18 protein-coding genes are annotated in these 21113 nt (G+C 67.7%); 10 read left to right on the top strand and 8 right to left on the bottom strand.

Annotation, left to right across the window (positions count from 1 at the left end; translation table 11 throughout):
• The first annotated feature begins 108 nt into the window (after positions 1-108).
• The 7 genes from A5673_RS05235 (at position 109) to A5673_RS05205 (ending at position 8402) form a co-directional block, all read left to right on the top strand.
• Positions 109-792 (top strand): TetR/AcrR family transcriptional regulator, encoded by a 684-nt coding sequence (locus A5673_RS05235; RefSeq protein WP_068228020.1) that lies wholly within the window; start codon positions 109-111, stop codon positions 790-792.
• 154 nt (positions 793-946) lie between these two features.
• Complete coding sequence (locus A5673_RS05230) at positions 947-2152, top strand: cytochrome P450 (protein WP_068228017.1); 1206 nt, start codon at positions 947-949, stop codon at positions 2150-2152.
• Positions 2149-2985: a mycofactocin-coupled SDR family oxidoreductase gene (locus A5673_RS05225; protein WP_068228013.1), complete on the top strand. Its 837-nt coding sequence runs from the start codon at positions 2149-2151 to the stop codon at positions 2983-2985. Before A5673_RS05230 ends, A5673_RS05225 begins: the two co-directional genes overlap by 4 nt.
• Positions 2986-3018: 33 nt before the next feature.
• The gene (locus tag A5673_RS05220) at positions 3019-3987 is read left to right on the top strand and encodes an enoyl-CoA hydratase/isomerase family protein (RefSeq protein WP_068228011.1); all 969 of its coding nucleotides are present in this window, start codon (positions 3019-3021) and stop codon (positions 3985-3987) included.
• A gap of 19 nt (positions 3988-4006) precedes the next feature.
• Positions 4007-6349: a CaiB/BaiF CoA-transferase family protein gene (locus tag A5673_RS05215; protein ID WP_068228008.1), complete on the top strand. Its 2343-nt coding sequence runs from the start codon at positions 4007-4009 to the stop codon at positions 6347-6349.
• Positions 6346-7110, top strand: coding sequence for an SDR family NAD(P)-dependent oxidoreductase (locus A5673_RS05210; protein ID WP_068228004.1), 765 nt, complete (start codon positions 6346-6348; stop codon positions 7108-7110). Before A5673_RS05215 ends, A5673_RS05210 begins: the two co-directional genes overlap by 4 nt.
• Complete coding sequence (locus tag A5673_RS05205; RefSeq protein ID WP_068228162.1) at positions 7107-8402, top strand: hypothetical protein; 1296 nt, start codon at positions 7107-7109, stop codon at positions 8400-8402. The genes A5673_RS05210 and A5673_RS05205 overlap by 4 nt, the downstream gene beginning before the upstream one ends.
• Here the strand turns inward: A5673_RS05205 and A5673_RS05200 are convergent.
• A complete protein-coding gene (locus A5673_RS05200; RefSeq protein WP_068228001.1) occupies positions 8383-10581 on the bottom strand; it encodes a hypothetical protein in 2199 nt (732 codons plus the stop codon). The genes A5673_RS05205 and A5673_RS05200 overlap by 20 nt on opposite strands.
• Positions 10582-10809: 228 nt before the next feature.
• On the opposite strand from A5673_RS05200, the gene A5673_RS05195 reads away from it, so the two are divergent.
• Entirely contained in the window at positions 10810-12198 is a 1389-nt protein-coding gene (locus A5673_RS05195) for an HNH endonuclease signature motif containing protein (RefSeq protein ID WP_068227999.1), read from the top strand.
• 28 nt (positions 12199-12226) lie between these two features.
• On the opposite strand, the gene A5673_RS05190 is transcribed toward A5673_RS05195, so the two are convergent.
• The 6 genes from A5673_RS05190 to A5673_RS05165 are packed head-to-tail and all read right to left on the bottom strand — an operon-like array spanning position 12227 to position 18602.
• Positions 12227-13336: a Xaa-Pro peptidase family protein gene (locus A5673_RS05190; RefSeq protein ID WP_068227996.1), complete on the bottom strand. Its 1110-nt coding sequence runs from the start codon at positions 13334-13336 to the stop codon at positions 12227-12229.
• Positions 13326-14570, bottom strand: coding sequence for a Xaa-Pro peptidase family protein (locus A5673_RS05185; protein ID WP_068227992.1), 1245 nt, complete (start codon positions 14568-14570; stop codon positions 13326-13328). The genes A5673_RS05190 and A5673_RS05185 overlap by 11 nt, the downstream gene beginning before the upstream one ends.
• Position 14571: 1 nt before the next feature.
• Positions 14572-15738, bottom strand: coding sequence for an amidohydrolase family protein (locus A5673_RS05180; RefSeq protein ID WP_068227988.1), 1167 nt, complete (start codon positions 15736-15738; stop codon positions 14572-14574).
• 10 nt (positions 15739-15748) lie between these two features.
• Positions 15749-16696, bottom strand: a complete 948-nt coding sequence (locus tag A5673_RS05175; protein WP_068227984.1) for an SDR family oxidoreductase — start codon at positions 16694-16696, stop codon at positions 15749-15751.
• Entirely contained in the window at positions 16690-17913 is a 1224-nt protein-coding gene (locus tag A5673_RS05170) for a cytochrome P450 (RefSeq protein WP_068227981.1), read from the bottom strand. Before A5673_RS05170 ends, A5673_RS05175 begins: the two co-directional genes overlap by 7 nt.
• Positions 17910-18602, bottom strand: coding sequence for a TetR family transcriptional regulator (locus A5673_RS05165; RefSeq protein ID WP_068227978.1), 693 nt, complete (start codon positions 18600-18602; stop codon positions 17910-17912). The genes A5673_RS05170 and A5673_RS05165 overlap by 4 nt, the downstream gene beginning before the upstream one ends.
• A gap of 183 nt (positions 18603-18785) precedes the next feature.
• On the opposite strand from A5673_RS05165, the gene A5673_RS05160 reads away from it, so the two are divergent.
• Positions 18786-19262, top strand: coding sequence for a nitroreductase family deazaflavin-dependent oxidoreductase (locus A5673_RS05160; RefSeq protein ID WP_068227975.1), 477 nt, complete (start codon positions 18786-18788; stop codon positions 19260-19262).
• Positions 19263-19274: 12 nt separating this feature from the next.
• On the opposite strand, the gene A5673_RS05155 is transcribed toward A5673_RS05160, so the two are convergent.
• Positions 19275-20420, bottom strand: a complete 1146-nt coding sequence (locus tag A5673_RS05155) for a serine hydrolase (RefSeq protein ID WP_068227972.1) — start codon at positions 20418-20420, stop codon at positions 19275-19277.
• 130 nt (positions 20421-20550) lie between these two features.
• Here A5673_RS05155 and A5673_RS05150 point away from each other — a divergent pair.
• Positions 20551-21113: molybdopterin-dependent oxidoreductase (locus tag A5673_RS05150; protein ID WP_156747869.1), on the top strand; the 563-nt coding region annotated here is incomplete at its 3' end.

Raw genomic sequence — 21113 nt, 5'->3', positions numbered from 1 at the left:
ATTCCACCACAAATTCATCGGAGAAACGGCTGACACGACGCACGATTCGCGGTCATCTCTTTACCGACACTACGAATATAGAGTAACCTCCCCGTCTGAGGAAACGCGATGGACAAACGACGAAAACCCAACCCCACCGAGCGCCGCCGCGACCTGTGCGACGCGGCGATTCATCTCTTGGCCCAAGACGGCGCCAAGGGGCTGAGCCATCTCAAGGTCGACCGCCGGGCCCGTGTGCCGGACGGCACGACCTCGTTCTACTTTCGGACCCGCTCGTCGCTGCTGCGTGCGGTGGCGGAACGGCTGGCCGAGCTGGACCTGGCGACGCTGCAGTCGGTCGCCGACGAAGGCTCCACCGGCCCACACCACCCGTCGCCGTCGCGGTTATCGCAGGTGGTGATACAAGCCGGCAGCGAGCCGCAGTTGTCGCGCACCAAGGCCCGCTACGAGCTGACGATGCAGGCCACCCGTGACCCCGCACTGGCCGCGATCCTGCAGCAGGCGACGGACGGCTTCACCAAGCTGCACCGGGAAATCCTGGTGCAGCTCATGCCGCGCGGCGGGGAGTTGGAGCCGGCCGTGGTCGAGGACCTGAGCAACATCACGCTCACCTTCATCAACGGGCTGTTGCTGCGGTTCGCCCACGGCGACCGCATCATCGACAGTCCCGAGCAACTCGACGGGATCCTGACGGCAATCGCGACCGGCATTTTGAAGAGTTCGGGCAAGGGCCGGCTCACCCGGACCGGCGCGGCCCCGACGGGACGCCGGCGGGCGGTCGCCTCGGGTTGAGCACGCTGACGATGTTTCGCCCCGCCGGCTCTTGCCAGGGCACCCGCCGTATGGTTCTCTACGAGAATAGAGTAATCCCGTATTCACGGGTTTTAAGCGAAATGTACAAATCGTCCGGACCGATTTCGGAAATGGCAGCGGCAGGAGAGATTTCGTGACGACGAGCACCGACAGCGACGTTCATTTCGACCCCTACGACGTCGACCTGATCGCCGACCCGTATCCGATGTTCGCCCGCCTGCGGGACGAAGCGCCCCTCTACTACAACGCGGAATACGATTTCTTCGCGTTGAGCCGGTACGCCGACGTCACGAGGGCGCTCGTCGACCACGCCACGTTCAGCTCCGCGCGGGGCGCAATCCTGGAGCTGATCAAGGCCAACCTCGAAATCCCTTCGGGGATGCTGATCTTCGAGGACCCGCCGATCCACGACGTGCATCGCAAGCTGTTGTCGCGGATGTTCACGCCACGCAGGATCGCGGCGCTCGAGCCGATGATCCGGGAGTTCTGCGCGCAACTCCTGGATCCGCTGGTGGGTTCGGGTCGATTCGATTTCGTCACCGACCTGGGCGCACAGATGCCGATGAAGGTCATCAGCTCACTGCTCGGCATCCCCGACGACGATCAGGAATACATCCGCGACCGCGGCAACGCCCAACTCCGCACCGAGGCCGGCAAGCCCATGAGCGCGGCCCAGCACGGCCTGTCGGTGGGCGAGCAGTTCGAGGCCTATATCGACTGGCGTGCCGAGCATCCGTCCGATGACATCATGACCGAATTGCTCAACGTCGAATTCGTCGACGAGACCGGCACCATGCGACGGCTGACCCGCGAGGAAATACTGGTCTACCTCAACGTGGTCGCCGGCGCGGGCAACGAGACCACCACCCGCCTGATCGGTTGGGCCGGAAAGGTTCTCGCGGAGCACCCAGACCAGCGTCGCGACCTCACCGAAAATCCGCAACTCATCCCGCAGGCGATCGAGGAGCTGCTGCGCTACGAGCCACCCGCGCCCCACGTTTCGCGATATGTGACCCGCGACGTTGATCTGCACGACCGGACGGTGCCCGAAGGCAGCGTGCTGATGATGCTGATCGGGTCGGCGTGCCGCGACGAGCGTCAATTCGGTCCCGACGCCGGCGACTTCAACATCCACCGGTCGGCCCGGCCGCACCTCACGTTCAGCGTCGGCACCCACTTCTGCCTGGGCTCCGCACTGGCGCGCCTGGAAGGACGGGTCGCCCTGGAGGAAATCCTGAAACGCTTCCCCGAGTGGGAGATTGACCTGGCCGCGGCCCAGCTCAGCCCCACATCGACAGTGCGCGGCTGGGAGTCGATGCCGGCCGCGGTGTCGCGATGACCGGCCGCGTGGCGGGCAAGGTGGCCCTCATCAGCGGCGCCGCCCGGGGCCAGGGCCGCAGTCACGCGGTGCGCTTGGCGCAGGAGGGCGCCGACATCATCGCCGTCGACGTCTGCGGCCCCATCGACAACCTGGCCTACCCGCACTCCACCCCGGCCGACCTCGCCGAGACCGCCGATCTGGTCAAGGCGCGGGATCGCCGGATCGTGACCGCGCAGGTCGACGTGCGCGACTACGACGCCCTCAAGACCGCGGTGGACGACGGGGTGGAGCAGCTCGGCCGGCTCGACATCATCGTCGCCAACGCCGGCATCGGCACCTTCGGCAACAAGCTGCACAAGATCGGCGAGAAGGTTTGGCAGGACATGATCGACGTCAACCTCTCCGGTGTCTGGCACACCGTGAAAGCCGGTGTGCCGCACATCATCGCGGGCGGACACGGTGGCTCCATCGTGCTGACCGGCTCGGTCGGATCGCACAAGGCCATGCCTTACACCGGCCATTACATCGCCGCAAAACACGGCGTGATCGGCCTGATGCGCGCCTTCGCCGTCGAGCTGGGTCAGCACATGATCCGGGTGAACTCGGTCCACCCCAGCCAGGTCAACACCCCGATGACCATGAACGACGTGACGTTCCGCCTGTTTAGGCCGGACCTGGAGAATCCCGGACCCGACGACTTCGCCCCGTTCTCGCAGATGACGCACACCCTGCCGGTGCCCTGGGTGGAAGCCGCGGACATCAGCAACGCCGTCCTGTTCCTCGCCTCCGACGAATCCCGTTACGTCACCGGCGTTTCCCTGCCCGTCGACGCGGGCGCCTTGCTCAAATAACACGCTCAAATAACAGAAGTGGAGAAAGACCCTATGCCTGAATACGACTACGAGGAGCTGAAGAAGGAAGCCGAGCAGTACATCAAGTTCGAGAAGGACAAGAAAAACCGGATCGCCTACATCACCTTCGACCGTCCCGACGCGCAGAACGCCACCACCTTGGGGATGCGGCAGAACTACGCAGACCTGATCCACAAGTGCAACGTCGACGACGACGTCAAGGTCGTCGTGATCCGCGGCGAGGGCGAGGATTTCGGCAGCGGCGGGGACCTGCCCGAGCAGCGGCCGATGCTGGAGAACCCGGGCCTGCCGCTGCTGCACGAGCTGGCGATCAACGATGACGACGTCAAGTACCCGCCGGGCGGCTCGTATCGCTACCTGTCCACGGTCACCGACTTCTACGCCAAGGCCCGCGCCGGGAACCGGCCGCTGCAGGAGCTGCGCAAGATCAGCATCATCGAGGCCAAGGGGTACTGCTACGGGTGGCACTTCTATCAGGCGGGCGACGCCGACCTGGTGGTGTCGTCCGACGATGCCCTGTTCGGGCACCCGGCCTTCCGCTACGTGGGCTGGGGACCGCGGCTGTGGTGGTGGGCCGAGACGATGGGCCTGCGGAAGTTCTCCGAAATGCTGTTCACCGGGCGCCCTTTCAGCGCCAAGGAGATGTACGACTGCGGTTTCGTCAACAGCGTGGTGCCCCGCGATAAGCTCGAGGCCGAGACGGAGAAGTACGCGCTGGCGTGCTCACGGTCCCGCCCAACGGACACGGTGGCGGTACAGAAGACCTTCCTGGAGCTCTACAAGCAGCACAAGGGCGAATACTTCGGCAGCCTGCTGACCGGCATGGTCGAGGGCATGTTGCCGCTGATCAGCAACGACGCGCAGGAGGTCGACCTCACCGAGGGCACCTTCGAGAAGGGGCTCAACAACGTCGTCAAGGACAACGACCTGAACTTCCCGCCGGAATGGCGCCTCAGTCGCTCGGGCCGAAAGAAGCCCTGAGCGCTTTGAGAGGACGCCCATGCCGGCACTGACGGGCATCCGGGTCGTCGAGCTGGCCGAGACCGTCGCGGGGGAGTACTGCGGGAAGTTGCTGGCCGATTTCGGCGCCGAGGTGATCAAGGTCGAGGCGCCGGAACGCGGCAGCCCCACCCGCGCCATGGCACCCATCCTCGCCGCGGGGCGCGAAGGCAGCGCGCTGTTCGCCTACCTCAACACGAACAAGCGCTCGGTCGTGCCGGACGATGCCGACGACCTGCACGGGCTGATCGGCACGGCGGACGCGGTGATTGAAGACCGTGCGTCCGGCTGGTCCGAACGGCACCCCAAAGTGGTGTTCTGCTCGATCACGCCCTTCGGCCAGGGCGCGCCCGCGGAGCTCGACAATGCCAAGAGCATCAACGTGTTCCACGCCAGCGGCTGGGGCTATCACACGCCCAGTCATGCCGACACCGGCAGGCCGCCGCTGCAGGGGCCGGGCCGGTTCCTGGCCGACTACGAGGCGGGACTCGACGCGGCCCTGTGTGTCGCGTCATCGCTGTTCCGGCGCCTGCACACCGGCGAGGGCGAATTCATCGACGTGTCGCAGCAGGCCGTGCTGGTCTCCCGCGCCGACTGCATTCTGGGACGATTCCTCACCGGCGAGGTACCCGCCGAGGGACGCCGCGGCGATTACGACCAGGCCGGCCCCGCGGCGTTTTTCGCCTGCGCGGACGGATTCGTCTATCTCTACATGACCAGTCGCGCCCACTGGCTCGGCGTGCGGGAACTCATGGGACATCCCGAGTGGCTGACCGCCTTCGACGACGACTGGCTGGAGTTCTCCGTCACGGCCGACAAGGTCGCGACGTTTCGGCGCGGCTTCGCCACCTGGGTCCGGGACCTGGACAAGGAGTGCGCCGCCGACCGGGCGCAGCGGTTGGGGGTTCCACTGGTCCCCGTCAACGATGCCGCCGATTTGCCGCACTTGCCACAGTACCGCCACCGCGGATTCTTCCAGCGCGTACGCCATCCGGTGCTGGGCGACGCGGCATACGCTACGGTGCCGTACACGCTTGGCGCGTCACCGGCCCGACTAGACTCCGCCGCACCGGCTCTCGGTCAGCACACCGCCTCGATCCTGGGCGAGCCCGAGGCACCCCGCACGCGGCCGTCGGTCAAGGCGCCGCAACTCAAGCCGCCCAAAAGACACCGTGGGGGTCCGCTGGAAGGCGTGCGCGTCGTCGAGCTCACCAAGGTATGGGCCGGCCCGTACGCCGGGAAGCTGCTGGGGATGCTCGGCGCCGAAGTGATCAAGATCGAGACGGCCACCGCCCCCGAGGAGATGCGGGCCTACGGCGGCACCGACATCAACCACGCCCCCTACTTTCTCAGCATCAACCCCGAAATCCTCAGTGTGGACCTCGATATCAAGTCGCCCGAGGGCATGGCCCGGCTGCGCGAGCTGATCGCCCGCACCGACATCGTCATCAACAACTTGCGGCCGGGCGCCATGGAACGTCAGGGCTTGGGCTTTGACCAACTGACGGCCATCAAGCCGGACATCATTTCGGTGTCGATCAAGATGTGGGGCAACGACGGACCGCTCGGCCACCAAACCGGCTATGCGCCATGCTTCGCCGCGTTGGCCGGGCTGGCGTCGCTGGTCGGCTACCCGGGCGGCCCGCCGCTCGGGACGAGCATGCGCTATGGGGATTCCACGGTCGGCGCGGCCGCCGCCTACGCCGCCGTGGTGGCGTTGCTGCATCGGGAGCTGGGCGGCGCGGGACAGTTCGTCGACGTGTCGGCCGTGGAGACGCTCTCGTCGATGATCGGGGACTGCCTGCTGGAACAAAGTCTCACCGGGAAAGACCTGGGGCCCAACGGCAACGGGCACCCCGACCTCTGCCCGCACGGCTGCTACCCCTGCGCGAACGATTCCTGGGTGACGGTAGCCGTGGCCACCGATGCCGAATGGCGCGCCTTGTGCGCCGCGCTGGACGCCGCGCAGCTGTGCGACGACGCGCGGTACTCCACCATCGATGAGCGACACCGTCACGCCGCGGCGCTCGACGCCGAGCTCGCGCGGCTCACCCGCTACCACGACGCCCAGGCACTCGCCCACCGGCTGCGGGCGTCGGGAGTGCCGGCGAGCGAGAGCGCCACCGCGGCGGACGTGATTGCCGATCAACGGTTGTGGGACCGGGGGTTGTATCGCTTCGTCTCCGATCACCGCGAGGGCCAGCGTCCGATACTGGGGCCGTCGTGGCGAATGGCGCGCGCCCCGGCGCGGATCGAGCGCGGCGCACCGGACCTGGGTGAGGACACCGAGTACGTTCTGCGGGAGATCCTGGGCACCGGAACACCGACGGGAGGCCACCCATGACGGACACGCTGGCGGGCACGGCGGCGCTGGTCACCGGCGCCAGCAGCGGCATCGGGGCGGCGACGGCGAAAGCGCTGGCCGCCGAAGGTGCCGCGGTCGCCCTGCTCGCGCGCCGCGCCGACCGGCTGTCCGAGCTGAAGACCGAGATCGAATCCGCCGGCGGCACAGCCTTGGTGGTGACCGGCGATGTCACCGACGCCGGCGCGGTTGCGGCGGCGGTGCAACGCACCGTCGCCGAGCTGGGCCGGCTTGACACCGTGGTGAACAACGCCGGGCTGATGCGGTCCGGCCCCGCGACCGAGGCCGACTTGCAGGACTGGGATGACATGGTCGCCGTCAACGTGCGCGGGGTCCTGTACGTCGCCCGCGCGGCGCTTCCGCACTTGGTCGACGCGGCCGCCGACTCCCCGCGCGGCGTGGCCGATTTGGTCACCATCGGGTCTACCGGAGGCTGGGTCGCGCGACCGAACACCGCGGTGTATTCGCTGACGAAGTTCGGCGTGAACGCGTTCAGCGAGGGCATCCGCCAGGAGATGCTCGGCAAGCGAGTGCGCGTCGGGGTCGTCAGCCCCGGCACCGTCGACACCGAAATCTTCGCCCATCTGGCCGAACCGGCGCGAGCGGCGGTCGAGCGGCAGACCGCCGGGATGGTCAAGTTGCGTCCGGACGACATCGCCGACGCGGTGGTCTACATGGTGACGCGGGAACGCCGGGTAGCGGTCAACCACATGCTGGTGCGTGCGGCCGAGCAGACGTGGTGAAAGGCGACCAGTTCGGCCTGGCAATCCCGGCCGATCCGGCGGCGTTACGCCGCGGCGGGGCACGGTTTCTCACCGACGCGTTCCGGGCGTCGGGCGCGCTCGCGGCCGACAACATTGTCACGAGCATCACCGCGTACCGCGACGTCGCCGGCGGCAGCACCGGACGCAAAGTCACCCTGTCGGTCGAATACGGCAGGACGCAACCCGGCTTGCCCACCGACCTGTTCGTCAAGTTCTCCCGCGATCTCGACGACCCGATCCGCGACAGGGGAAAGACCCAGATGGAGCCGGAGGTCCGGTTCGCCACGCTGTCGCGGGCGCCCGGATTTCCCATCGCGGTACCCGCCGTGCAATTCGCCGACTACCATCGCACAAGCGGAACCGGCATCCTGATCACCGAACGAATCCCGTTCGGGAGCAACGGTATAGAACCCCACTACCATAAGTGCCTGGACTACGAGATGCCCGATCCCGTCGCACACTACCGCGCGCTGCTCACCGCGCTGGGCCGCCTCGCCGGCAGCTACGGATCGGTGCGGCTGCCGGGCCGGCTGGCCGCACACTTCCCGCTCAACGTGTCTGGCGCGACCGTGGGAGAACGAGCACCGCATGACGCCGAGAGACTGGGCCGCCGCCTGGAGCAGCTTGCCCACTTCGTCGCGGGCCGGCCGGGGCTGGTGCCCGACAACGTCCGCTCGCCAGAGTTCTTGGGGCGCCTCCGCGAAGACGTCCCGCGGGTCGCACGCCACGAGCACACGGTGATGCGGCAGCTGGCCGCAGACTCCGACTACGTCGCGCTGTGCCACTGGAACGCCAACGTCGACAACGCTTGGTTTTGGCGGGCTGCCGACGAAGGCCTGCGCTGCGGCCTGCTCGACTGGGGATGCGTCGGGCAGATGAACATGGGCATGGCCCTGTGGGGCGCCATGTCCGGCGCCGAAACCGACTTGTGGAATGGGCATTTCGCCGAATTGCTGGAAGTGTTCGTCGCGGAAACACAGCATTGCGGCGGGCCACGGCTCGACCCGGGCCGATTGCTCCGGCACACGCTGCTCTACGCGGCGGTAATGGGCGTGGCCTGGCTGCTGGACGTGCCGGCGTTGATCGGCAAGCGATTCGGCGCTGCCGCGCCCGAAAGCCGCACGGATCCGCGGATCAGGAACGACGAAAGCGTGCGCGCGCCGCTGCAGATGCTGTCAAACCTGCTGAACCTCTGGGAACGGCACGACGTCGGCGGCCTGCTCGACGCGGCCCTGGCCGAGGACGGCTCGGTCAGCCCGCCGGCAGCTTGAGCACGAGACCCCGGGCGTCATCGTCCGCCCAGGGGAGGCCGCCTCCGGTCGCCCGGGAACCCACGTGATCGGCGACGTACACGCTGTTGCCACCCGGATCCACCGCCAGGCCCAGGGGGTCGATGAAGGGCGGCGCCCCGCGCAGGTCGACCCAGCTGTCCGATCCGACCGCCAATTTCATCACGCCTCCGGCGAGCCCGGTGAAGGCGTACAGGTTGCCTGCGGAATCCACCGCCAGGTCCTGCTCGCCGGAGCTGAGACCCTTGCCGGAATTGTCTGGGGCTGGGGGCAATTGGGTCCAGGCGTCCGACCCGGGCGCCAGTCTCAGCACGAACTTGTCAGACGCGACGCGGTAGTGACGTCTGCTGAAGCCGGCGTAGACGTTCCCGGCCGCGTCCACCGCCACGTCGCCGTCGGGAGTGGCCCCGATACCGGACTTCGGCAGCGAGGTCGCGGCTTTGGCGCCGGCGGGCAGCTTGAGTATCAGGCTGTCGCCGTGATCGACCACGTACACGGTGCCGGCGCCGTCCACCGCCACGCCCTCGGGAAAACTCAGCCCTCGGAAGGGGAGCACGGTTTGGGTCCTCGACCCGGCCGCCAGCTTGACCACCTGGTTGTGGCAGCTGTCGGCGACGTAGACGTTGCCGGCGGCGTCCACGGCCACACTGCCGACGGAGGCCTCGATGTTGTTGTCGCACATGTCGAGGCCGGTGAAGGGCAACACGGTTTGGGTGCCCGATCCGGCCGCCAGCTTCAGGACGCGATTGGTGTGGGTGTCGGTGACGTAGACGTTGCCGGCGGCGTCCACCGCCACACCGTGCGGGGCGCGCAGGTCGGCGAACGGCAGCGCGAACGGCCGCTGTTGGTCCGCCTTCAGCTGATCGGCTTTCAGTTGCTGGTTGTTCCAGATGCTACTGGCGACAAACATCATCGCGGGGGCAACGACGAACATGATCACCGCGAAAATGACGCCGTAGATCCAGAGCTTGCGCCTGGGCCGCGCCAGCGGTGTCATGGCCCCGGCCGCGGCGGTTCCGACCCGGTCCTCGAGCCGCGGGGCCAAGCCGAATTTTTCGACCAGCGTCAACCAATCCACATCCGAGACCACAAACGCCGGTTCTTCCTCCGGGCGCACGTCGCCGCGCCACGAAAACCGGTAGGTGAGCTTGGTCCTGCCGCTCCAGCTGGCCTGTGGGGGCCCGGAGAGATCGGGACACCCGATGGTCAGCGGTTGCGAATCGGCAACGCGCACAAGCAGGACGGGCGCCGTCACCTTACCCACGTAAGGCATCGAGCGGGTGCTCGCGGCCGGCGTCGCCGTGACCTGGTCAGGGGGAGCCGAGGCAATGCGGGCATGGCTCTTCACGTCGATCACCGAGATCGCATCGTCGGAAACATCGATCGCCAGGCTCGGTTGTGGTGGGTCGGAATTCAGCCGCAGCGCCGTCGCAGTGTTTTTGAACATCCCAAAAAACGACGACGAATACATTCTCGCGGCGTTCGGGACCAGCAGACACCGAGTCGGTTGCCCCGGTGCGGGCGCGGCTACGTCAAGCCCGCGCGACCGACCGACGAACGCGAGCAGCTCATCGAACTCCGAGGCCCCCAGCGACGCGTCCACGGCGTCTACGGGCGGTGCCTCCAACGGTGTTTCGGGCGCGATGCGCCGATCTTGACCGCCGAGAACAAACCGGTGGTCACCGCTGTGCAGATGAAGCGCCGCGCCTTTCGAGGCGCCGCCGTACCCCGGCAGAGTCCAATTCCCCAACTGCGCGTCACCGAAGGAAAAGACTTCTCCCGGCCTCGCGCTGACCGTCAGGCTCGTGTCGCCGACATCGATGAGTACCTTCTTGGGGCGATTGACCCGGCGCTGAAACGCCGCGTACGCCGGCATGGCGAGCAGGAAGAACGCGATGAACACCACGGTGCCACCGACCTTCATCACTTTGTCCGACCCGGCGAGCGCGCCAACCATGAAGAGCGCCATGTATATCGCGCCCAGCGACGCGATGCCCCCGAACATCGCCACGTTGGTGTATTTCACCATCTGCTTGGTACTGGGCGGGGCGGCGGATGCGACGAATTGCCGCGACGGCGACTGGGCGGCACCCGAACTTCGGCCGGCGAGTCGATGCTCGAGATCGGCGATCCGCTTCTCGGGGTCGTCCTGATCGATCATCGTGTTCCTTTCGCTCCGTCAGGCCGAAAGGTACGGCCGATCACTTGCGAAATTCTTGCCGTCTGCTTTGCTACCGATCCCAATTCCGGAACTGTGTCAGCACATCGTCGCACCATGCGGCCGCCGCGGCGGCAAATCGACGTAATTCCGGAAATCCCTTATGTCACAGGCGTTTCACTGGCCCCATCGCGGCCATTTGTGTCGGTGGGTCTTCGTAGGGTTGGCGGCATGGGTGCGAGCAGTCGTGAGGAGATCGTGGAGGTCTTCGATGCGCTGCGCGCCGATGTGGACCGGTTGTGTGCGTTGTCGTTTGATGTGTTCACCACCCCAGAACGGCTGCGAGCCTTAGAGCGCCTGGAAAGCGTGGCGCGCCGGCTACGCACACCGGGGCACGCGTTGATCAATCAGCTCGGGGCGCAGGCCAGCAAGGCCGAGTTGGGCGGCACGCTGCGCTCGGCGCTGGCCGACCGATTGCGCCTAACCAAGACCGAGGCCGGCCGGCGCGTCGATGAGGCCGAGGATCTCGGTGAGCGCCGGGCGCTGACCGGTGAGCCGCTGGCACCCAAGCTGGCCGCGACCGCCGCGGGGCAACGCGACGGGTTGATCGGGGACGGGCAGGTCAGGGTGATCCGCGGCTTTTTCGCCCACCTGCCCGCCGAAATCGACGTGTTCACCCGGGCGCACGCCGAAGCCGACCTGGCCGGCAAAGCCCGCGGGTTTCGCCCCGACGAGTTGGCCAACTACGCCCAGCGCCTGATGGCCGTACTGCACCCCGACGGGGAATTCAGCGACACCGAACGCGCCCGCCAGCGCGGCATCATCCTGGGCGCCCAGCAATACGACGGGATGTCACCGGTCAGCGGGCTGATCACCCCGGAGCTGCGGGCCGCCATCGAAGCGTTGGTCGCCAAGCTCGGCGCCCCCGGCGCCTGCAACCCCGACGATGAACTACCCGTGGTCGACGCAACACCCGACGACGACGCCGTGCGGCGCGACACCCGTACCCAACCCCAGCGCAACCACGACGCATTCCTGGCCGGGCTGCGCGGGCTGTTCGCCTCCGGGGACCTGGGCCGCCACAACGGGCTGCCGGTGTCGATCATCGTCACCACCACGCTGCGCGAGTTGGAGGCCGCCGCCGGCAAAGCGCTGACCGCCGGGGGCACCCTGGTGCCGATGTCGGATGTGATCCGCTGGGCCGGCCACGCCCACCACTACCTGGCCATCTTCGACAAAGCCAAATCCTTAGCGCTGCATCACACCAAGCGGATCGCCTCCCCGGCGCAGCGCATCATGCTCTACGGCAAAGAACGCGGCTGCACCAAACCCGGCTGCGACGCCCCCGCCTACCACAGCCAGGTCCACCACATCAAAGGCTGGACCGCCAACCACCGCACCGACATCGACGACCTCACCCTGGCCTGCGGCCCCGACAACCGACTCGCCGAACAAGGCTGGACCACCCGCACCAACGCCCGCGGGGAGACGGAGTGGATTCCGCCGCCGCACCTCGACCGCGGCCAACCCCGCACCAACACCTACCACCACCCCGAAAAACTCCTCCACCCCGACAACAACGACGAGGACGACGAGGACGGCGAGCAAGCAGCGTCCTAACGCGGCCGCCATGCAACGTGCCCGGCGGTCAGCTGGGGTCGCGGGTCAGCACCTCGGCGCCGTCGTCGGTGATGTGGACTGTGTCGCGGCGGACGACCGCGCCGATGCCCTCGTGCCACACGTAACCGCTGATCGCCAGCACCATCCCGGCTTCGAGCCGGTCGAGTTCGCCTGCCGCCGACAGGGTTTGGGACACGACCGGGGGGTCGAAACCGAGGCCCAAGCCGTGCGCGACGGGCATGGGCGGCAACGGCTCGCCGGCCGCCTCATACGCGGCCAGCAGTCCGGTCGTGGAAGCGCCGGGACGACAGGCCGCGATCATCTTGTCGAACAACGCATCCGAGCGTCCGAATAGGTTGCGCGTCGAGCCATTCACGGGATCGCCCGCCTGCCAAGTCCTGCCCACCGCGGCGACGTACCCGTCGGCCAGCGCACCCGCCGCCAAGGCGACCAGATCACCCGGCCGTACCTCGCGACGATCGCGTTGCCACGGATGCTCCCGCGAAGTCACCCAGGCGACGTCCTGGGTGGCGGGCGTGCTCACCCCGCCAGCGGCCATGACTTCCAGCGCGGCCCCGGCCAGCGTCCGCTCGGATACGCCCGGCTGCAACTCCGCCAGGGCGGCGGCGAGTCCCTTCTCCGCCACGCGCAGCGCCGGGCCCATCGCCGCGATCTCATCGGGCGTCTTGACGCGGCGCGCGGCTCGCATGGCCGGCTCGCCGTCGACGAGGTCGGCGTTGGGGAAGGCCTCGGGCAGCAGCGCCGCGAAAGTCGGTGTGATGGAATCCGTTCCGACCCGGCGCGCCGTCGCCGCGCCGTCGATGTGCTTGAGCACCTCGATGAGCGTCATCGGGTTCCAGGCCAGCCCGTACAGGTGGTCGCGGCCGATCTCGTCGGGGACGCCCTCGTCGTCGGTGCTGTTGAGGTAAATCGCCCCGGTGGCGCGCACCACGACGCACATCGGGCCGAACGGGCGCGTCCCCGCTATCCACAGCTGCGGGGCGCCCGTGACGTAACGAATGTTGGCCTGCCGCCCCAGCACCAGGATGTCGAGGCCGTGTGCCCCCATCTGTGCCAGCGCCCGCTCCCGACGCCCCGTCCGCAACGACGGGGGATCGGGCGAAACTTCAGTCGCCATAGGGGGAGTAGGGGTAGTCGGTGATCGGCGTGTAGCCGTCTTCGGTGATCACCACGATCTCCTCACTGCGGTAGCCGCCGGTGCCGTCCTCCCACACCACCGGTTCGAGCACCAGCGCCATGCCGGGTGGAAAGACGAAGTTGTCGTCGAATTCCTCGCCGAGATCCGTTCCGATCATCGGGGGTTCGGCGGGATACGTGCCGATGCCGTGCCCCAGATAAAAGTGCGGCAACCACGGCTTGCGGCCGCCGTTGGCGGCGATCGCCGCCCGCGCCAAATCCCCCGACGTGACACCGGCTTTCGTCACTGCGAGCACTTCGTCCAGGATCGCTCGCCACCGGCGGAACTGGTCGTGTTGCCGCGGCGACGGTTCGTCGCCGACCAACCAGGTTCGCCCGAAATCCGAGCAGTATCCGGCATAGCTGATGCTGATGTCCGTCCACAGCACATCACCGGCGGCCAGCTCGCGGGCGGTGGGGAGCAGGGGCAGCGCGAGATCACCGTGGGTCGTCCACACGCCGGCTTCCCGCGAGCTGGGCATCACCTGCCAGATGGCCTCCAGCATGTTGGTGGTGGCGCCCAGCTCGAACGCGCGCCGCACCAGCTTGGCCGAGAGGTCGATCTGGCGAACGCCGGGCACCAACGCCCGCTGGACATCGGCCATGGCCTGCTCGGTGATCCGACAGGCGCGGCGGAGGCAGCAGACCTCGTCCGGCGTCTTGACCAACTGTGCCGCGCCGACCACGATCGCCGCATCCGTCGGCGGGCCGGAGGGAAACAGCGCGCCGCCCGCCCGCCGCATCGCGCCCGTGAGCTCGTCGACGGCGACGGCCGCGCCCGGCGGGATCAGGTCGGCCAACTCCCGCGCGAATTCCCTTACCCCGTGGTCGAATTCGAGATAGACCGGCCCGTGCAGATGATCGTCGGGAAGCGGCGGTCCGGACGAATCGGGGAACGCCCCGCCCCGGAACGGCATGAACAGATGCGGGTGTTCGTCGTCGGCGAGGACGACGGCAACCGGGCGCTCCACGTGCGAGAGGCCCGCATCGAGCAGCGGCCAGCTGGTACCCGTCGCGTACCCGACGTAGCCGTTCATCAGCAGGATGAGCGCGTCGACGCCATGGTCCGCCATCGCGGACCGCAGGCGTGCGCCGGTCTCGGCGCGCATGCGTGCCCAGTTCGGCTCGTCGGGAATCTCGAAGAGCGAGCCGCGGACGGTGAGTGAGTTCGTCATCCTAAACGCCCAGAAACGCCTTGACGTTGCCGCTGACGACGCGGACGGCGTCCTCGGGGCCGACGGCGTCGACGACCGCCGCCAGCGATCGCTCCGAATACCCGAAGGTGCTCTCGTTGTGCGGATAATCCGATGACCACATCACCTTGTCGATCCCGATCTCCTCGATTTGGTCTAACCCCAGCCCGTCGACCATGAACGACGCGCACATGTGTTGGTTCCAGTAGTGGCGGATGTCGTGCTTCGGATGGCCTTTGAGCATATGCCGGTAGGAGGCCAGCACATGCTCGGCATCCTGCAGAGCCGGTGGCACCCAAGCGATTCCGCCCTCGAACCAGCCGACACGCAGCCCGGGATGCCGGTCGAGGATGCCGCCGAAGATGTATTTGGAGAACATTTCCCGAAACGAGTCGATGTTGACCATCATGGCGACCGCCACGCTGTTGACCTCGCTCGGGCATTTGGGCTGGCTTTCACCGATGTGGTGGGTGACGGGCAGTCCGGCCTCCTCGATCTCGTCCCACACCGCGCTCATCGCGGCGCTGGAGAAGTCGATGACGTGGCCGTTGTCGTCATTGCCGGGGTTTAGCGGCATCAGAAAGGTCTTGAGCCCCAGCGACTTCAGCTGGGCCAGGGTGCGGCGAGTGCCGCGCGGGTCCCACCAGTTGATCAGGCCGACCCCGTAGCAGTGGCCGTTCGAGCGCTCCTGCACGGCGGCGATGTGTTCGTTGTAGATGCGCAAAATCCGTTCGCGCAGGTCCTTATCGGGGTAGTGGAACAGGGCCAGCACCGCGTTGGGGAACACCAATTCCTTGTCGACCCCGTCTTCGGCGAGTTCGCGGACGCGGGCGTCGACGTTGTTGGAGACCGCGCCGGCCAAGTCGTCGTATTGCATGAGGACCGCGCTGAAATCGCCGACCACCATGGATTGCCCCGGGCGCCCGAGTAGGTAAGCGCCGTCCTCGTACCAGATCCGCGGCGCATAGTCTTTGAGGTCGTCCGGAAAGTTCTCGTAGAAGATGTCGTCGGCCACCGAGATGTGGTTGTCCGCCGAGAACACCTCCGTGCCGGCGGGCAAACCGGTCACCGAGCCCGCGGCGTGGCCGCGTCGGTGTTTGGGTGCCCCGATCACGCCCTCCGGGTACAGCGTGCGGGCTTGACCTGACATCAGAGTCCCTTCATTGCGGGTACGTGACTCCGGTGAGCCGTTCGGAAAGCTGCCACAGGCGCGCCATGTCGTCCTGACTACGCGCCAGGCTGGGCACCGCGGCGAATGTGACCCCGCCCCCGGCGGTTTCGTAGAAGCCGCGCGGCCCGTAGTACCTGCCGCCCGCCGCGTCGGCCGAGACCGCCGCAAACAGCGACGGCTTGATGCCCTCGTCGACATCGAGCCACATGAACGGGAGCAGGCGCCAGGTCAGCCGGGTGAGCCGGGCCTGCAGCGTCGGCTTGTCGCGGCCATAGGATGCGCCGCTGAGCAGGTTGGTCTTACTCAGCCCGGGGTGCGCGGCATTGGACATCACCCCCCAGCCGCCGAGGCGGCTCCGCCGATCCAATTCGATTGCGAACATGAGTTGCGCCAGCTTGGCCATTCCGTAGGAGCGCATGGGTTTGTAGCCATGTTGCGCGTTGGGATCGGTGAAGTCGAGACCGCGCTGCGTCGCGGCGATGCTGCTGACGGTCGCCAACCGCGCGCCCTCCGCAGCGCGCAGCAGCGGCAGCAGGTGACCGGTCAGCGCGAAATGGCCCAGATGGTTTGTGCCGAACTGTAATTCGAAGCCGTCAGGTGTTTCCTGGCGCCGTGGCGGCGTCATGACGCCGGCGTTGTTGATCAGGATGTCGACCGGGCGGCCCTCCGCGGCCAGCTCCTCGCCGAACGCCGCCACGCTCTTCAGCGACGACAGGTCCAGGTGCCTGATGGCCAGCTTGGCCGCCGGTGCCTGCCGTCGGATCTCGGCGATCGCGGCTTCGCCCTTCGTCCGGCAGCGGATAGCGAGGACGACGTCGGCGCCCGCGGTCGCCAACCGTGTCGCCAGACCCAGGCCCAGGCCGCTGTTGGCCCCGGTCACGACCGCGAACCTGCCGGACAGGTCCGGCATTTCGAGGGTCAGATCGGGCTTCACCATGTCACGGGAAGCTCGTACACGCCGTAGGCCAACGAGTCGTGCTTGAACGGCAGATCCTCGACCGGGACCGCCAGCCGCAGCGTCGGGATGCGCCGGAGCAGGGTGGGCAGCACGATCTGCAGTTCCATCCGGGCCAGTTGCTGGCCCACGCATTGGTGGCGGCCGTAGCCGAATCCGACGTGCGCGCCGTCCTCGCGGCCCAAATCCAGCCGCTCCGGGTCAGGGAATTGGCGGGGATCCCAGTTCGCCGGCGCGACGTCGAGGATGATGCCCTCGCCGGCCCGGATGGTCTCCCCGCCGACCTCGATGTCCTCGACGGCGATGCGCCGCTGACCGGTCTGGATGATGCTCAGGTAGCGCATCAGTTCCTCGACCGCGGTGGCGATCGCCTTCGGGTCGTCGGCGTCGCGCAGCACCGCCCGCTGATCGGGGTGCTCGAGCAGCGCCGCCACGCTCAGGCTCAGCATGTTCGCGGTGGTTTCGTGCCCGGCGATCAGCACGCCGAGGGCCAGTTGGGTGGCCTCGCGCACGCTGAGCTCGTCGGCGTTGACGCGCTCCGCCAGGTCGGACACCAAGTCCTCGGAGGGATCTTCCATCTTGGCGCGGATCAGCTTGGCGATGTATTTGGCCAACGAGGCGGCGCCCTGCGCCGTGTCCTCCTCGGTCGCGTAGCGCCCGGTGCCGCGTTGCGCTTGTTCCTGGAAGAAATCCGCGTCCTCGTAGGGCACCCCGAGCAATTGGCTGATGACGAGCGAGGGGACGGGCAGCGCCACGGCGCTCACGACGTCGCCGGGGTTGGGGCCGGCCAGCAGGGCATCGATGCGGTCGTCGGCGATCTTCTGCACCGCCGGCCGCAGCCCCTCGACGCGCTTGAAGGTGAACGGCTTGGACAGCATCCGGCGGAATCGGGTGTGCTCCTCGGCGTCGGAGGTGAACACGGATCGCGGCCTTTTGTGGACCGTCGCCAGCATCCCCTCGTTCCAGTGCGGATAACCCGGCAGGCGGTCGTCGACGCTGGTGCGCGGGTCCGTGAACAACGCTCGTATCGCGTCGTAGCCGTGGATCAGCCAGGGCGTGCTCCCGTCCCAGATCCGCACCCGGCTCAGCTGGCTGTCGGCGTTCAGCGCCAACGCCGCGGGCGGCGGGGCGAAGGGGCAACCCGGAGCCCGCGTCATCGGAAAGTCGGGAATACCGGTGGCGGTTGACGTCTCGGTCATCGTCCTCCTCGGTTCTCGTGTGCCGCCCCCACATGGACCGGCGCACGCCACAGACCGACGATCGCGTCGATCAGGCCTTCGCCGGCAACGGGCCAGCTCGACCGCGACCGCGGCCCGTGCTCGGCCAACGCGCCCTCGTGTTCGGCGCAGGTATGCATCAGGAGGTTGCGGACCATCACGATTCGCTCGAAGCGCACGCGCCTGGGCAGCTCGGGCAGGCAGCGCGTGATCCCGTCGATCGTCTGCACCAACCGTGGCGACGTCAGCGCGTCCTTGGTGACGACGTGGCGATAGGTCGGGTCGGCCATCGCCTGGGCGGCGAATCGTGCGTACCAGCTCGGGGTCCCCAGGGCGGCCAGGTGGTCGGTGAGGGGGCGCACCAAAGTACCCACCCAGTCGCGTAGTTCGGTCGAATCACCCACATCGGCAAGCATCTGCGCGCGCAGCTGTTCGATCGGCTCGCGATGCTTGCTCTCGATGGCCCGGAGCAGCTCGGTCCTCGTCCCGAAGTGGTAGCAGGCCGCCGCGTTGTTGCCCTGCCCGGCGGCCTCGCTGATCTGCCGGTTCGACACGGCGTACATGCCACGCTCGGCGAACAGCACCTCGGCGGCCGACAAGATCGCCTCTCGGGTGCCCGTCGACCTCTCGGAGCGAGCCATCCGCTCGGCGGTCATCGCCTCAGTGAACACCGCCCGCGGAATTAAATCAAACAATTTATTTAGCCCGGGTGCGGGGCCCGTCGGTCGCCGGCCGCAGCGAGCCTGTAATCCTGCAGGCCCCTACTCGCACTTTGTCTGCGGATTTGCAGGCTCGGCGACAGTGGCCGTCGCGGCGGCCGCGCCGAAAGCGCCGGCGCGGAATAGAGTACGGCTGTGAATCCGCTGCAGCGGGTGGCGCGCAACCCGACCGCCTACCGGTGGCTGGTGCTTCGGGGGCGGCCGGTGGCCCAAGGGGCCGAAGCGGTGCTCCGCTTCGCAAGCAAGGGACGCCTCGGTGTCCTGGACCTGACCGGGGTGCCCAGCGTGCAGGTCACCACGTCGGGGCGCAAGACCGGTCTGGCCCGCACCGCCACCGTCCAGTGTGTGCCCACCGACGACGGGCTGCTGCTCGTCGGCTCCAACTGGGGTTTGCCCCGCCATCCGTCATGGTCGGCGAATCTCAAAGCGACAGAGCGGGTTACCGTTCGCAGGCGTGGCCACCGGTTCACCGCGAAGGTGCGCTTGCTCACCGGAGAAGAACGCGCCACGGCATGGGCCACCGTGCTGATGCACTGGCCCAATTATCAGATCGCCCAAGACCGCGCGGGCGGCCGCCCATTTCGGCTGTTCCTGCTCACGCCGAATTCGTAGGCGCCCATGCCATCAGGCCGCCGATCCGAGCGCGTCGAAGATCAGTTCGCCGTAGGACGCCATCCGGTCTGAACCGAGAACCCCGGGCCCCATCTTGTTCATCACGTAGGAGACGGTGGTTTGGCGGTCGGGCCACGCCAACACCATCGACCCGCCCCAGCCGCCCCAGAAGCAGATCTTCTCGTCGGGAACATAGGGGAGCGCCTCCTTTTGCGGGAGCCCGTATCCGAGGCCCCAGCGCAGCGGCGCGGGCAGCACGAGGTCGACGCCGGCCGCCTGCTCCTCGAAGATCTTCTCGACGGTCTCGGGCTTGAGCAGTCGAACTCCACGGGCCCGGCCCCCCAACGAGATCACCGACAGGATCGCCGCCAGGGAACGGGCGTTGCCGTGGCCGTTCAGGGCGCCCATGTCGGCGTCGCGCCAGGCCGGCGTGTTCGCGGCGTCGGCGTTGGGCGGCGGACCGCTGAAGGTTCTGCGCATGGGGCTGTCCTCGGGCAGCTGGTCGAGCGGCAACTCGAGGGGAGGCGGCGGGATGATTTCGGCGATCCGGCCGTAATCGGCGGGCACCGCACCGATTTGGAAGTCGGCGCCCAGCGGGCCCGCGATTTCGTCGCGGACGAACTCCTTGAGCGATTGCCCGGTGACGCGGCGTATCACCTCGCCGATGAGGTGGCCCTGATTGTGGGCGTGATAGCCCGAGGCGGTTCCCGGTTCCCACCACGGCGCCTGGGCCGCCAGGGCCGCCGTGGCCTTGTCCCAGTCGTACATGTCCTCGGTGGCGAACGGCAGATCCCAGCCGGACACGCCGGAGGTGTGCGACAGGATGTGGCGAATCTCGATGTCCTGCTTGCCATTAGCGGCGAATTCGGGCCAGTAGGCCGCCACCGGCGCGGTGGGTTCGACCAGGCCGCGGTCGATGATCATCAGGGCGGCCAGGCTGGTGACCGTTTTCGTCGAGGACCACACATTGACGATGGTCTCCTCGACCCAGGGCCTGGTGCGTGCGGCGTCCGAGTAGCCGCCCCAGATGTCGACGACGCTTTCCCCGCCGATGTCGATGGCGATGCACGCGCCAACCTCTGCCCCGGAGGCGATGTTGTCGGCAAGCGCCGCCCGAACCGCGTCGAAACGCGCGTCGCAGTGCCCACTGACGTCCATCTATCAGCTCCGTTTCGCCATGCGCCCCGATGCGACGTCCGTCACCACGAACGGAACATAGGGGATGAGCCGGGCGGTGGGCAAGGGAGCGAGCGATCCGCGTGGCCGGCGAAGCGTGACAATAAACCTCATGACGCCGACCACGGCCCGGTTGGGTAAACGCGACGACATGATCGTGCGTGCAGAGTTCCCCTACAACGCCGAACCGCCGACCGCGGCGCTGGCCGACGGCGGCATCACCCCGATCGACGCGTTCTACGCCCGCAATCACGGTCGGTTCCCCGCGACCGCGCCGCAGGACTGGCAACTGGTGGTGAACGGGCGGGTGGACAGGCCGCTCAGCCTGACCTATGAGCAGCTGACCACCGAATTCGAGCAACACGAGGTGGTGGCGACGCTGGCCTGCGCCGGCAATCGGCGCGCCGAGCTGCTGCGGGTGCGGCCCATACCCGGGAAAGAGCCCTGGGCGCACGGGGCGATCTCCACCGCGCGGTGGCGGGGCGTCCGGCTGGCCGACGTCCTGGCAGCCGCGGGAGTGCAGCACGACGACGGGCTGCACGTCGCCTTCGAAGCGTTGGACATCGCCGAGGAGGCGACGCCCGCGCAGCGCTACGGCAGCTCCATCTCGTTGAGCAAGGCCATGTCGCACGAGGTGCTGCTCGCGTGGCAGATGAACTCCGAAACCCTCCCACC

Source organism: Mycobacterium sp. E3198 (genome assembly GCF_001667015.1).
GTDB lineage: Bacteria > Actinomycetota > Actinomycetes > Mycobacteriales > Mycobacteriaceae > Mycobacterium.
Note: the sequence above shows the minus strand (reverse complement) of the source record. Positions and strands in the feature narration are given on the sequence as shown.

What these genes read in the sequence shown, in the direction of transcription:
- A5673_RS05235 (WP_068228020.1), top strand. Translation starts at nt 109, where the DNA reads ATGGACAAACGACGAAAACCCAACCCCACCGAGCGCCGCCGCGACCTG.
- A5673_RS05225 (WP_068228013.1), top strand. Translation starts at nt 2,149, where the DNA reads ATGACCGGCCGCGTGGCGGGCAAGGTGGCCCTCATCAGCGGCGCCGCC.
- A5673_RS05220 (WP_068228011.1), top strand. Translation starts at nt 3,019, where the DNA reads ATGCCTGAATACGACTACGAGGAGCTGAAGAAGGAAGCCGAGCAGTAC.
- A5673_RS05215 (WP_068228008.1), top strand. Translation starts at nt 4,007, where the DNA reads ATGCCGGCACTGACGGGCATCCGGGTCGTCGAGCTGGCCGAGACCGTC.
- A5673_RS05210 (WP_068228004.1), top strand. Translation starts at nt 6,346, where the DNA reads ATGACGGACACGCTGGCGGGCACGGCGGCGCTGGTCACCGGCGCCAGC.
- A5673_RS05200 (WP_068228001.1), bottom strand. Translation starts at nt 10,581, where the DNA reads ATGATCGATCAGGACGACCCCGAGAAGCGGATCGCCGATCTCGAGCAT.
- A5673_RS05195 (WP_068227999.1), top strand. Translation starts at nt 10,810, where the DNA reads ATGGGTGCGAGCAGTCGTGAGGAGATCGTGGAGGTCTTCGATGCGCTG.
- A5673_RS05190 (WP_068227996.1), bottom strand. Translation starts at nt 13,336, where the DNA reads ATGGCGACTGAAGTTTCGCCCGATCCCCCGTCGTTGCGGACGGGGCGT.
- A5673_RS05185 (WP_068227992.1), bottom strand. Translation starts at nt 14,570, where the DNA reads ATGACGAACTCACTCACCGTCCGCGGCTCGCTCTTCGAGATTCCCGAC.
- A5673_RS05180 (WP_068227988.1), bottom strand. Translation starts at nt 15,738, where the DNA reads ATGTCAGGTCAAGCCCGCACGCTGTACCCGGAGGGCGTGATCGGGGCA.
- A5673_RS05175 (WP_068227984.1), bottom strand. Translation starts at nt 16,696, where the DNA reads ATGGTGAAGCCCGATCTGACCCTCGAAATGCCGGACCTGTCCGGCAGG.
- A5673_RS05170 (WP_068227981.1), bottom strand. Translation starts at nt 17,913, where the DNA reads ATGACCGAGACGTCAACCGCCACCGGTATTCCCGACTTTCCGATGACG.
- A5673_RS05155 (WP_068227972.1), bottom strand. Translation starts at nt 20,420, where the DNA reads ATGGACGTCAGTGGGCACTGCGACGCGCGTTTCGACGCGGTTCGGGCG.